The following is a 13078-nucleotide window of genomic DNA, read 5'->3' as shown; positions in this document are numbered from 1 at the left end:
GTTTGATTTATGGTTACAGTAAAAGGATGCCGGCAAAATGCCGGCATCCTTTTACATTAGGAAAGCTGTTTTTCGTAAGACTCCTGAAATTTTTGGATGTCCCCAGCGCCCATAAAAATAATGACGCTGTTGGTATGTTCATTTAAGACGAAAGTATTTTCTTCCATTATAATTTCAGACTCAGCGATTTTATCTTGTAAGTCCTTAATTGTCAGCTTTCCGTGATTTTCCCGTGCCGAGCCAAAGATTTCACATAAATACGTTTTATCCGCCAAGCCTAAACTTTCGGCAAAATCCTCTAAAAAGGCTTGGGTGCGCGTAAATGTATGCGGCTGGAAGACAGCGACAATCTTTTGATCAGGATATTTCTGTTTAGCCGCCTGAATGGTAGCTTTAATTTCGGTTGGATGATGGGCATAATCATCAATTAATATTTGTGACCCGATTCTTTTTTCAGTAAATCTTCTTTTCACACCTTGGAACGTTGTTAAAAGTTCCTTAACGACATCGACATTTATTTCTTCATAATGACATAAACCAATCACGGCCAGTGCATTTAAAACACTATGGTCGCCAAAGGTCGGAATCGAAAAGTTATCAAAAAATGTATTACGAATAAAAACATCAAAGCTCGTTCCATTTGTTGTTTTGACAAGATTTTTGGCCTGATAGTCATTTTCTTCACCAAATCCGTAAAACAAAACAGGAACCTTTGCCTGAATCTTTTGCAGCTGCTCATCATCACCATAAGCAAATATCCCTTTTTTCACTTGGATTGCCATTTCTTGAAAAGCCGAAAAAACATCGTCAATGTTGGCAAAATAATCAGGGTGATCAAAATCAATATTTGTCATGATGGCATAGTCTGGAAAGTACGATAGGAAGTGCCTTCTGTATTCGCATGCTTCAAACACAAAATATTCTGCACCTTCTTGGCCCTTACCTGTTCCATCGCCAATTAAATAAGAGGTGGGCTTAGCTCCTTCTATTACATGTGCCAGCAGTCCAGTTGTGGACGTTTTTCCATGTGCACCGGTAATCGCCACACTTATAAAGCTTTGCATAAAATCGCCTAAAAAGCGATGGTAACGTACAATAGGAAGCCCAAGCTTCATCGCCTCTTGAATTTCCTCATGAGTATCGGGATAAGCATTCCCGGCAATTATCGTCATTCCTGGCTTGATATTTTCCTTTTGAAAGGGAAGGATTGTAATCCCTGATTGTTCAAGCGCATCCTGAGTAAAAAAATGTTTTTCATAATCAGAGCCTTGCACTTGAAATTTCATATCGTGTAGAACTTGTGCAAGTGCACTCATTCCAGACCCCTTTATACCTACAAAATGGTAAATAGTCATAGAAGAACCTCCAACGAACGTAATACTGTAAACAGTATATGACATCTGTCTGTATTTGACATTATTTATAACCTTACTGAAAAATGGAATAAGGTTCACTTACGTTTTTTAAAATCATTTCATTATTATAACATTGTTCCTTAAGAAAAACTATTTGATAACCTTTGCAGTTAAATCCGTTCCGGTCAGTGTACTATTTATTCTTTGTTTCTGTCTACAAAGAATACAAAAGATAATTAGATAGTCCTAGTCATGAATCGCTTCTAAATCGGCCTCTGTTATTAGGACATCACGCGGCTTGCTGCCATTTGCTCCGGTTATATATCCATTCGTTTCTAGCATATCCATTAACCTCGCCGCCCGGTTATAACCAATTTTAAAGCGCCGCTGCAGGCTTGAGGTGGAGGCACCGCCTTGCTCAATAATAAATTCACAAGCCTCGTAGAAAAGTTCATCTTCCTCTTCTGTTACTTGGGCCTTTTTTAATAACTCTTCTTGCTCAAACAAGTATTCAGGCTCCCGCTGTTCTCTTACATGGGCAACGACAAGATCTATTTCCTCATCTGATACATACGTTCCTTGCAAACGGACAGGCTTTGAAGAACCATTTTCTAAAAACAGCATGTCGCCGCGGCCAAGCAATTTTTCAGCGCCGCTTATATCGATTATTGTCCGTGAGTCAACCTGGGAAGAAACTGAAAAGGCAATCCGAGTTGGAATATTCGCCTTTATTAGCCCGGTGATCACATCAACAGATGGTCTCTGTGTCGCAACAATTAAATGAATCCCGCAAGCCCTAGCCTTTTGGGCAATCCTGCAGATGGCCTCTTCTACATCTGCCGGAGACATCATCATTAAATCGGCTAACTCATCGATTACGATGACAATAAACGGAAGCTTATCTGAATAGCGTTTATGTTGCATTGCCAGATCATTAAACCGGTTAATATCGCGAACACCAGTATGGGCAAATAGCTCGTAACGCCGCTCCATTTCATCGACAGCCCATTTAAGCGCGGCAGTGGCTGCCTTCACATCCGTGATTACCGGACTGACAAGGTGGGGAATCCGATTATATGGCGCAAGTTCCACCATTTTTGGATCAATTAGCAAAAGCTTTAAATCTTCAGGTTTAGCTTTGAATAACAAGCTTACTAATATCGTGTTAATACACACACTTTTTCCTGAGCCTGTCGCCCCGGCAATTAAGCCGTGCGGCATTTTCTTTAGGTCAGTTACAATCGGCTTCCCGGCAATATCAAGGCCCAGTACCGCCGTTAACGGTGAGCTTGATTCTTCAAACACACTCGTCTGAATAATTTCATTGATAAGAACAGGACGTGACTTTTGATTCGGAACCTCAATCCCAATCGTATGTTTCCCGGGAATTGGAGCTTCGATTCGAATATCTCTTGCTGCAAGGCTTAGTTTAATATCATCACTTAGATTAGTAATTTTGTTTACTTTAACGCCCGGCTCTGGTTGTACCTCAAAGCGAGTAACCGACGGACCTTGGGTCACATGGACAACACTTGCACCAACATTAAAGTTTTGTAATGTAAGGTTTAAAAGCTCCTCTTGTTCTAACAGCCATTTGGTATCCCTCACCTCAGTAACAGGTGGGTTTAACAAACTGGATTTCGGAAGTGCATATAATTCATCATCCATCTTATGCTGGATTTCCTCCACTATGTCAGGAGCTTGCTGATTAATCTGCTGAACGATTTCGGCAGGTTTGATTTCGGTCGAAATAACTTGCTGCTGTTCCCGTTCTCTTCTTCGTTTTCGTTCTTCCCATTTTTGATTATCCTGCTTTAGCATCATGACATTGAAAGGCAAATGGGAACGCTTTGGTGCAGGCGGGGGTTCAGGGTTCATTTCAATTTTTTGTTCAGGATTAGATTCAGACTCCATTTCAAGTTCAAGTCCAGGCGCAGCCTCTTCCATTGCTTCCTTGAGACCCTCCGCAAACTCTTCGGCTAGTGGGATGGTCTTTTGATTCTGAATGATTTCAATAGCTTCAGTGGCTGTATCAATAACCTCTAGTTCCACTGCAGCACCTAGTTCATTTGGCACTTCCTGAACTGGAGTTCGTTGAGATGGACCTTCGTGAACTAGAGTTAGTGGAAATGGATTTTCCTGAACGGAAGTTAATGGCGCCGGCTCTTCGTGAACTGGAGTTCTTGGCGCTGGCTCTTCGTGAATGGAAGTTAATGGCGCTGGCTCTTTTCTAAGAACCAGCTCATCTAGCTGATTATCAAAATCCTCAGTTATAAAGTGGCTCAATTCATGCTCCACGACTGTGTCCGTTTTTTTCGGCCTATTGAATCCGAAAACCGGTGAAGGAATTTCCGTGGGTTGAAACGGCCCCCGGCTTCTTGCTGATTGTTCATACTTTATTTTAGGCACTTCCTCTTTTACTGGTTGAACTTCCTGCTGCTCTATCTTTCTTCTTTCCTCGAGAAGCTTCTTGGTTCTTATTTGGCGTAAAGGTGCTTCGATTGCCTTTCGGTTTTCCCGTGGTGCAGGAGTAGGACGAACACTGCCTTTTGGATATTGATAAGAAATTTTCGTATCTAAATCCTTCAGACTTTCATATTGGTTAAGAAGCGGGAGGTTTTCAGGTCTATGATTATGTAAGCTATAATCGTCGTACTTTTCATCATCATCTCTTTTGAATTTTTGGAAAAAGTCTTGAATCCAACTCAAAACTATCACTCTTTCTACTTTATCTATCACTCTATTTTAGCAGTAAAAATTATTTTTTCGAGATAATTCTTGAGAATGAGTCAAATTATCTTCTAAATGGCTATTAGCGGTAAGGAAAAAAGACCACTTTTTCTGTGATCCTTTTTCGAATGATGTGTTATTTATTTTTTCCCATAATAAAAATCGGTTCTAATTCCCCATTTTCATATATGAATGACAATGCCGTAATTGGCACATGCCCATTTGCAAAAAAACTCATGGCTATTTGGGCCATAACATCATAGCCTCGGTCGTTCTGAATATCGGCAATAATCAGCACATCTTGATGGGGAACAGCAACAACCATTGTCCCCGTCATTTTCTTTTCAAAATCAGCGAGGAAACCTTTATTTAATATCCGGCTGGCATCGTAACCATCATTCGTATTGAGAAAATAAAACGTATTCCCAGCCACTTGATCTTCTTTTAATTGCGTTGACAGTGATCTGACATTAAAAAGGGCAATCTCCTTTATCCTGTTAGGTTCCCAGCCCTCTTTTTCCATCATTCGTATGTCAATCAATCGATAAGTTTTGCCCATATCATAGGCGTAATAAATCTTGGTTTCTGCCGTATGCTCATCACTCAAAAACGGAATTCCCTCTTCCGCTTCTGACGGGAACGAAGTGGAGCGGATGATAGGGAATATTTTTCGTTCGTGGTCTGTCAGTTGAATGGGCTCCTCCATTGCTCGGAGTCCTTCCTCGACGTAATAAACGATTTCATCAATGGCCTTTTCTTTATTGACATGCCATTTAGCAACGATTCCAGGCAATGAAATGGTAATACCTTTACCGACTAATTCACTTTCAATGCGCAGCTGATCTTTTTCACGGTCGTAAGAAATGACTCTGTCTTTCCCAGCCAGTCGCGCCTCTAATTCTCTTTTCATTTTTTTGCTATCCATTTTCACTTTGTAATCCTCCAATTCCAGGAGCTGCTTTTTCTATTGTACATTAAAAAAACCCTCATCTCAAAAGAAGAGAGAGGGTTAGGCTAGATTATTTTAAACCCGAGATGAATCCTTCGATTTCTTCTTGCGTTTTTCGGTCTTTGCTGACAAAGCGGCCAAGCTCTTTTCCGTTTTCATAAGCGATAAAGCTTGGAATGCCATAGACGTCAACCTGTTGGCATAAATCAATAAATTGATCGCGGTCTACATGAATAAATGTAAATTCAGTAAATTTAGCTTCTATTTCCGGCAGCACAGGTTCGATAAAGCGGCAATCCCCGCACCAGTTTGCTGAAAACATAAAGATCGTTTTTGATCCGTCACGAAGTTGTTCAAATTGCTCCATTGACTCTAAATTTTTCAAATTCAACGCCTCCGTTTGAATTAATCCATTTTAGTAGCTTACTTTTCAAATCATATCAGTCTTCCAACTTTTCAGTCCAACGATATGCACCGTATTTGCAGAAGCCCTCTTAATATCATACCCAGAATCAAGCTGACTTTATGAGGATTATTCTTTTTCTACCCAATTCCAGTATTCAAATTTTCCTAGTTCTGCTCCCTGTACGATATCCAAGTTTTTAAGCTTTAATAATTCCTTTACCGGACCCGTTACAACTGCACCATATACATGAAAGCCATTCTTTTTTAAATACTGGTACCTTTCATTTAAATATCTTAGACCCAATACATTTTCAAGATACGAGCTGCTTTCGTTATCAATTAGCATTTTCATATTGGAAAGCATGATGTTCTCATTTTCCTTTATTGTTTCCTTGCGAATACCAGTTACACTATAGGAATGGTAATCATCACTCTGCCTTGCTTTAGATAATCCAAGGGAATCGACAGATAAATAGTTATCTCCTCCTAGAGTATAACCAATATCCTTAAGCTCTTTAAGTTCTCCCGTGTATATGGGCATCCAAAGGACATCGACATCATAATCCTTTAAGCGATCAAGCAACTCTTCAGGCTTAAGAAATGTTGTTGTCGAAAAAGCTAAGTTGGCAACAGTCCCTTCATGCACCTTGTTCAAGGAACTCCAGACTTCTGGGGTGCTTTGAAGTCTTAAAGCTTTTCCCGTTCGCGGATCTTCTGGTAAATAGAACTGAAAAAGCTTTGCATCTGCCGGATTTAAATAGGTTATTTCTTTTGTGGAAAAGGGTCCAATCCCTTTGGTTAAATTAACTGTGCCAATTGGTTGTTCTTCTTTTCCGATTGTCCGGTACAGTGGAAATGAGATTTTTTGACTTAAAAACGGTGTGATTTCTCCATGAAGACCGGATTCTCCATAGTTACCAGCTTGTGTCCAATCAATCGCCAAATTCATTTGAAATTCATTTTTGCTGTAGAGATTTGTTTTTGAATAGCCAATCGATAATAGCATCATATATACCCCGTAAAGACAGAGAAGAATGACAATGACTCTAAGGATTCTAAATGTTAACAAAAAACGGTATTTCCATAATACTTTTTTCTCTTTATCCTTTGTCCATTCTGTCATGTTTGCTTTCCCCTTTCACATTCTCAGCTAATCCCTTTAACCTTTTTCTAGCGCGAAAAAGTAATACCTTTACCTGGGATTCAGATAATTCCATAGCTTCTTGAATTTCTTGATATGTAAAGTCCTCATACTCTCGGAAATAAAGAATTGTCCGGTAATTTTCCGGCAGCAAGGCTAATAAATCCTTAAGCTCTTTTTTATTTTCCTTCTTTACTGCTTCATCTTCCGGAATGCCGTACGGACTAATCATTTCTTCCTTTTCAAAAAACGGAACCCATTTCCACCTTTGCCTTTTTCGCCATTCGTCAATATAAATATTTCGTGCTATTTTAAACAGCCAAGGTTTTACTTCCTGATGCTTAATCGATGGCAAGGAAATGGTCGCACGATAAAAGGTTTCTTGAACCAGCTCTTCAGCTAAGGTGGGAGAGCCTGCTAGACGGAGTAGATAATAATACAATCCCTCGGCGTATTTCCGATAAATATCTTCTAGTTTGATATTCCGCTTTTCGTCCAAGGCTCCCCCTCCTTTCACTTAAACCACGAATGAATAATAAAAAGGTTACAGCAAATTTTAATTGTTTTTTTAATACAGGAGTATATTGACACCACAAAAAAACGAAGGGATCCCCTCCGTTTTATTTCTCGGTTTCAACTGAATTGACAATTTCCATCATTTCTTTGGCAACATCATTCAGATTACTTGTTTTGGCTTGCGTCGTTATTTTTGCCCCGCCGACACCGATGGTTAATTCGTTCAGGCTGTTATCCTTCAACTGCTTTATTGTTAAAAAGCCAAGTTTATTATCATTTGTAAACTTCTCGTTCGTATCGAGTTTCTTGTATTGGTCGACCGTTGCTTTATAGACAACATCACTTGAGCTGCCTTCTTGCGGGTTAAGGAACAGAATATAGGTGTCAGCACCATTTTGTAGAATAATATTATTTGGTGATTTATCTTTTATACTGTAACCAGAAGGTAAGTAAAAATAAGTTTTTCCACTCTTTTGATTTGGCTTTTTTTCCTGTTCCTTGAATGTTGCCTCTGCCGTTTTTACCGATGCCTTACTTTCATCTTTGAACGAAGCATTGTTACACGCAGATAATAACAGGATTGATACCATGAATAAAGTAATGGTTTTGAAGAATTTCAGATTTTCCGCCCCCTCGCAATATGAACAAAGTCCTATCCCTATCATACCCGTCGGAATATTCGTATGACAAGTCCTTTGTCAATTATTGCTGTCGAAAAAGTAAGATTATCTTCCTTTTTGATTTTGGATATAGGTATATTGTCCTGCTAGAAGTGTTGTAACATGCGTGAACATTTCCATGCGGTTAATCATGCCATTTGTAAAAATCCCAACCGCTCCTTCATGTTTTCTAACATTTTTCATTTTTGCGTAATCATCCATAACCGGACCGAGCTCTTCCCCCATTCTAAGTCTTGCAGCTACCTCCTCCGGGAGAAGGAATCTGGCACCGCCAGCGATAATCGGTTCCATGTTGTGTGTGGCAAGTGCCCCCCAGTTGCACAGAAGCAAACCGCGGCTTGTTTCATGAACGCCGCCCTCAAGGCCAATCCCAATATGGCCGCTTCCTTGATTTAACGCACCTACAGCTCGATTGATTGCTCCTTGGATTGTTTCTTCATCGGAAAATGGCTGTGCGTTCACACCGGATGGAATATCAAGCGAAATAAATTCTGCTTCTTGTTGAGAAAAACTATTTTTTACTGCATTAATCTTTGCTGGGTTTTTTGAGCCGATGATGATTTTCATGTACGTATCTCCTTTTTAAACCTAAAAAGGAGGCAAATAAAAATGCCCCCCTTCCCACGAATATTAGCTGTTTGATTTAATGGTATCCACGGTTGTCTGGTCGCAAGCTTTGACAAGTTTAACGACGAGTTCTTTTGCGGCAGCGTAGTCATCAATATGAACGATTGAAGCATGGGTATGAATATAACGCGAACAAATACCGATGACAGCACTTGGAACACCCTCATTAGATAAATGTACACGGCCTGCATCTGTTCCGCCTTGTGAAACAAAATATTGATAGGGAATTTTGTTTGTTTCTGCCGTATCGAGGACAAACTCACGCATACCGCGATGGGTCACCATCGACCTGTCAAGAATACGAAGCAGGGTCCCTTTGCCTAATTGACCAAATTCATTTTTATCTCCACTCATATCATTGGCCGGGCTTGCGTCAAGCGCAAAAAAGATATCAGGATTAATCATATTGGCCGCCGTTTGCGCTCCGCGTAATCCTACTTCCTCCTGAACAGTCGCCCCGGAAAAAAGGATATTTGGTAATGTCTCATCTTTTAATTCCTGAAGCACCTCAATTGCTAAACCACAGCCGTATCGGTTATCCCAAGCTTTGGCTAAAATTTTCTTCGGATTTGCCATTGGCGTAAATGGACAAATTGGCAGGATCGCCTGACCAGGCTTGATTCCAATTCGCTCAGCATCTTCGCGATTATCAGCGCCAATATCAATAAGCATATTTTTGATTTCCATCGGTTTGTTCTTCTTCGATTCGTCTAACAAATGTGGTGGAATCGAGCCAACGACACCAATAACCGGACCATTCTTGGTCATCACTTGAACACGCTGTGCAAGCAGCACCTGGCTCCACCATCCGCCAAGTGTTTGAAAACGAAGCATGCCATTATCGGTAATGGCAGTCACCATGAAACCCACTTCATCCATATGTCCAGCAACCATAACGGTTGGGCCAGTTCCATTTCCTTTTTTCACACCAAAAATGCTGCCTAATTTATCTTGGATAATTTCATCAGAATATTGAGCTAGTTGTTCCTTCATGAAATTTCTTACTAAATGCTCATTTCCGGGTGCACCGGGCAGCTCTGTTAACGTTTGAAATAGCTTTAAGGTTTGTTCGTTCATTATGCGACTCCTTCTAATCTTGAATTTATGTATACTGTTTATTTTACAGAAATTTTTGACCGCTTACCAACATTTCATTTCAATATTAGTAATATTACCTTCTTCCTTTTAAATACGATATACTAAAGAGGAGAATGGTAAATGTAATCTTTTCCAATTTAATATTTGGAGGTTTTCAAATGAACTGGAAGTCGTTTATCCTGGGTGCAGCGGCTGGTATCATTGGCGGATATGCTGTTCATGAAGTCCTAAATAACAAGTTAAAGGTTTCACCCGAAAAGGTATTAGAGCAGGTTAAGAATCAATTTAAACAGAATGGACCAATTAGCGGTTCATGGATACATATGGAAGCAGAGCCGTATGAGAAACACCAAATTCACTATAAAGTTTACAAGGGCGGCATTTCGAAAAATACCAACGGCTCGAATGAACAATTTGAATTCATCGCCGATGCCCAAACAGGAACTCTTTTGGACATACGCTCTTTATCAGATGAACTCATATCTTAACTACCAAAATAGCCGTATCTTAATAATAGATACGGCTATTTTTTGTGACTAGGAAATTTTAAAAATCGCTTATCTTTCCCTCTTAATGCTCTCCACTATCTGTTTTCCGTCGGCGCCCCATTTAACTGCCCGGTAAAAGGCATCATGATAAAAGGTGAACCAGGCATTTTCCCCCAATCCGTATGGCAGCCATTTTTCCTTTGCCGCGATTGAATCCATTGGGTAATCATCGTAGGCCATCACCCATAAAACATTTTGATGAGCATGTGTAGCCATCAGATCAGCCATGTGGATGGACATTTCTCCGCCGTCTTCAATAACTAGGATTGAATGTCCATCACTATGCCCGCCGGTATGGATCATCGTGATGGCCCCTAGGTTCCACTTTTCCTCAAAAGGGACCACCTGCGATTCAATTGCTTCCCAGTTTTCTTTCCAGTATGTATTTTTTGAACGAATATTAGGATTGCGCATTTCGTCCCATTCAACTTGCGTGGCAATAATTTTTGCATTTGGGAAGGTTGATACATATTGTCCCTCATCAAGTTTTGTCAGACCACCGGCATGATCGAAATGCAAATGAGTCATTAGGACATAGTCAATTTCTTCCACACTCAAGCCTACTTTCTCCAAAGAAGATTCAAGCTCAGATTCTCTGGCGACGCCAAAATTTCTTAATTGCTTTTCAGTTAATTTTCCTTTTCCAAGTCCGGATTCGACCAACAAATTCTTTCCATCCATCTGAATTAAAATTGGATCTGTCGGCAACTCGATTTGATTTTTTTCATTGCAAGGATATTTTTTCGACCATAGCCCTTTCGGAACGACCCCAAACATCGCACCGCCGTCTAGATTTGTTACCCCTCCTGATAACCATGTCAGTGAAACATTCCCTATCTGTAAGGTCTCCATCATCCAATACCTCCTCTTTTTCCCCATTTTACCATTGGCTGATTATTTAGAAAACAAAAAAGGACAGCCCTTGTAATGAACTGTCCATCCAATTAATTCTGATATTTAACTTCACAGCGATAAATCCGATTCCCTTTTTCGGAGAATTTCTCTTCGTACTCTGTCATGATGTTTCCTTGATATCCACTTTTATGAAAATCAAGGCTTACATACTTTAACAATAATCCATAATCGGAAAAGCTCATAAGGGAGTATTCAAATAAACCCTGATTATCGGTTTTAAAATGAATTTCACCTTTATCGACCAAAATATCCTCATAAAGCTTTAAGAAATCTTTGTACGTTAATCTTCTTTTTTCATGACGGACCTTTGGCCATGGATCAGAAAAATTCAGATAAACTCTGTCAACGTCATTCTTAGCAAAATATTTCTCTAAATCAACTGCATTAACGTTTAACAGCCTGAGATTCGGTAAATCGGCTTCAATTAAACGTTCTAATGCCGCAACGATGACACTGTCGTACAATTCGATCCCCATATAATTGATGTCTGGATTCGCTCTTGCCATTTCGGTGACAAATTGGCCTTTTCCTGTTCCGACTTCAATATGAAGGGGCTGCTCGTTGCCAAATACTTCATACCATTTTCCTTTGTACATTTCGGGATTTGCGACAATATATTGTGGATGCTGCTCTATTTTATCCTTTGCCCAAGGCTTATTCCTAAGTCTCATTTATGACACTCCTAAAAAAATTTTCGTTCAAACCATATCACTAAAAACTGTTCTCCTGCAAGTAATTTTTTCTGGAAAATAAGTTTAAGTATAAACAAAAAAAGAATTCACATCCTAACTGTGAATTCTTTTTTAAATTCCCACGTTGAAAGGGCGTGTTTTCATGCCATTAAGTCATGATGACCAGGTAACGTTATTAAAAGATATCTTAAACAACCACCAGGCCGATTGTTGTGGATCCGTAGCAGAATGTGAACAATTGGAACGGCTGGTAAAATCTCTGATGGTCAACACTCAAGTTGATGAAAATGTAAAAACCATTTTACAGGAGGTCTATCAGTACAGCCAGCACGGTGCAGAGACTGCTGATTTAGATCAGCATATTTTATCTAATCAAGATAACCTGTCACAATGGGTAAGCAATATTGATCAGTTTTCCTAAGAAAAGCGCAAGCGCCCTGGTCAATGGCCTTTGGACTAGTTAAAGGATATCGTCCAAAAACTTTATCCATTTGTTCATTTCTTCCAAGCGATTTTTACTTTTATACCATTGAATCGAGGTTAAGGTTTGCAGGGCAACATACCATTTCATTCGTAACCTTAAATGATCGGTAAAGCTTTTGCCGTACATGTTCAGCCAATCTTGCCAGTTTTCTTCAGGAATATACCAATATAGCAGTAATCCCAGGTCAACGGCAGGGTCGGCAATCATCGCCCCGTCCCAATCAATCAGGTACAACTGGTTGTCTTCCGCAAGCAGCCAGTTGTTATGGTTCACATCACCGTGGCAAACGACTTTTTCCTCACAATAAACATTGACAGCTTCTTTCTTTAAAAAGCTCATCGCCTTTTGCACTTCCATCAATGAAAGCACTTGTTCATCCAACTCATTTACCACCGCTTGAAAAAAAGTCTCCGGAAGCAATGGGGATGTCTCTAACCGGCTAAGCATCCCAAGCATCGGCTTTGAACAGTGAATCTTCTTTAATAACCTGGCCACAGCCTCATGGTTCATCTCAAAAGGTTTCAGTTCACGGCCTTCCAGCCATTGTTGTGCCGAAATAACATCTCCATTTTCCAATCGTTTCGTCCAAACAAGCTTTGGGACAATTCCCTCTGCTGAAAGAACCGCAAGGAAGGGAGAAGAATTCCGCTTTAAAAAAAGCCTCTGATCCTTATAGCTTGCATAAAAGGCCTCTCCCGTTGCGCCCCCAGCAGGGATTATCTCCCATTCTTGTCCTAATATATGTTCCAAAATTGTTCACCTTCAATTTATGCCGTTCTAACGAGCATTGCTGCTCATCTTATTCAGAGGTAACGCTATGCTGCCGAAGGTTTTATTTTACCACATTCAAATCAACAGCTTTGACTTTTTAAAAATAAAAAAAAAGCTATTGATCTCATTCCATACAATAGCCATCTTATTAAATTTTATCTCCAATT

General features: G+C 40.0%; 14 protein-coding genes. 2 read left to right on the top strand and 12 right to left on the bottom strand.

The features are described 5' to 3' along the window. Window positions 1-56 precede the first annotated feature (56 nt). The 9 genes from murC to ACIQCO_RS15225 all read right to left on the bottom strand — a co-directional run bounded on the left by murC (window position 57) and on the right by ACIQCO_RS15225 (window position 9480). Window positions 57-1355, bottom strand: coding sequence for a UDP-N-acetylmuramate--L-alanine ligase (gene murC / locus ACIQCO_RS15265; protein WP_400429999.1), 1299 nt, complete (start codon window positions 1353-1355; stop codon window positions 57-59). A 246-nt stretch (window positions 1356-1601) separates the two neighbouring features. Next, window positions 1602-4064: a DNA translocase FtsK gene (locus ACIQCO_RS15260; protein WP_400429998.1), complete on the bottom strand. Its 2463-nt coding sequence runs from the start codon at window positions 4062-4064 to the stop codon at window positions 1602-1604. 157 nt (window positions 4065-4221) lie between these two features. Continuing rightward, the gene (locus tag ACIQCO_RS15255) at window positions 4222-5010 is read right to left on the bottom strand and encodes a DUF1444 domain-containing protein (protein WP_400430116.1); all 789 of its coding nucleotides are present in this window, start codon (window positions 5008-5010) and stop codon (window positions 4222-4224) included. 94 nt (window positions 5011-5104) lie between these two features. After that, window positions 5105-5419 carry a thioredoxin family protein gene (locus ACIQCO_RS15250; RefSeq protein ID WP_400429997.1) on the bottom strand — a complete coding sequence of 105 codons (315 nt, stop codon included), beginning with the start codon at window positions 5417-5419 and terminating at the stop codon, window positions 5105-5107. Window positions 5420-5566: 147 nt separating this feature from the next. Further along, window positions 5567-6562, bottom strand: coding sequence for an anti-sigma factor (locus tag ACIQCO_RS15245; protein ID WP_400429996.1), 996 nt, complete (start codon window positions 6560-6562; stop codon window positions 5567-5569). Next, on the bottom strand, window positions 6540-7079 hold the full coding sequence (locus ACIQCO_RS15240; RefSeq protein ID WP_400429994.1) for a sigma-70 family RNA polymerase sigma factor: 540 nt from the start codon (window positions 7077-7079) through the stop codon (window positions 6540-6542). The genes ACIQCO_RS15245 and ACIQCO_RS15240 overlap by 23 nt, the downstream gene beginning before the upstream one ends. A 121-nt stretch (window positions 7080-7200) precedes the next feature. Continuing rightward, window positions 7201-7686, bottom strand: coding sequence for a hypothetical protein (locus ACIQCO_RS15235; RefSeq protein ID WP_400429993.1), 486 nt, complete (start codon window positions 7684-7686; stop codon window positions 7201-7203). 135 nt (window positions 7687-7821) lie between these two features. Next, the gene (locus ACIQCO_RS15230; protein WP_400429991.1) at window positions 7822-8343 is read right to left on the bottom strand and encodes a DUF84 family protein; all 522 of its coding nucleotides are present in this window, start codon (window positions 8341-8343) and stop codon (window positions 7822-7824) included. A gap of 63 nt (window positions 8344-8406) precedes the next feature. Beyond that, window positions 8407-9480: a M42 family metallopeptidase gene (locus ACIQCO_RS15225; RefSeq protein ID WP_400429989.1), complete on the bottom strand. Its 1074-nt coding sequence runs from the start codon at window positions 9478-9480 to the stop codon at window positions 8407-8409. Between the two features lie 179 nt (window positions 9481-9659). On the opposite strand from ACIQCO_RS15225, the gene ACIQCO_RS15220 reads away from it, so the two are divergent. After that, complete coding sequence (locus ACIQCO_RS15220; protein WP_400429987.1) at window positions 9660-9989, top strand: PepSY domain-containing protein; 330 nt, start codon at window positions 9660-9662, stop codon at window positions 9987-9989. Window positions 9990-10058: 69 nt separating this feature from the next. On the opposite strand, the gene ACIQCO_RS15215 is transcribed toward ACIQCO_RS15220, so the two are convergent. Together ACIQCO_RS15215 and trmB are read right to left on the bottom strand one after the other, a co-directional pair. Then, the gene (locus tag ACIQCO_RS15215; RefSeq protein WP_400429986.1) at window positions 10059-10901 is read right to left on the bottom strand and encodes a YtnP family quorum-quenching lactonase; all 843 of its coding nucleotides are present in this window, start codon (window positions 10899-10901) and stop codon (window positions 10059-10061) included. Between the two features lie 92 nt (window positions 10902-10993). Beyond that, window positions 10994-11635, bottom strand: coding sequence for a tRNA (guanosine(46)-N7)-methyltransferase TrmB (gene trmB, locus ACIQCO_RS15210; protein ID WP_400429985.1), 642 nt, complete (start codon window positions 11633-11635; stop codon window positions 10994-10996). 163 nt (window positions 11636-11798) lie between these two features. Between trmB and ACIQCO_RS15205 the strand changes: the two genes are divergently transcribed. After that, window positions 11799-12077 carry a YtzH-like family protein gene (locus ACIQCO_RS15205; RefSeq protein WP_066090920.1) on the top strand — a complete coding sequence of 93 codons (279 nt, stop codon included), beginning with the start codon at window positions 11799-11801 and terminating at the stop codon, window positions 12075-12077. A gap of 39 nt (window positions 12078-12116) precedes the next feature. Here the strand turns inward: ACIQCO_RS15205 and ACIQCO_RS15200 are convergent, their stop codons facing one another. Next, entirely contained in the window at window positions 12117-12890 is a 774-nt protein-coding gene (locus ACIQCO_RS15200) for a phosphotransferase (RefSeq protein ID WP_400429983.1), read from the bottom strand. Between the last annotated feature and the right edge of the window lie 188 nt (window positions 12891-13078).

Source organism: Neobacillus sp. NPDC093127 (genome assembly GCF_044754175.1).
In the GTDB taxonomy this organism is placed as follows: Bacteria; Bacillota; Bacilli; order Bacillales; family Cytobacillaceae; genus Neobacillus.
The sequence above is the reverse complement of the archived record's forward strand: the minus strand, read 5'-3'. Positions and strand labels throughout refer to the sequence as shown.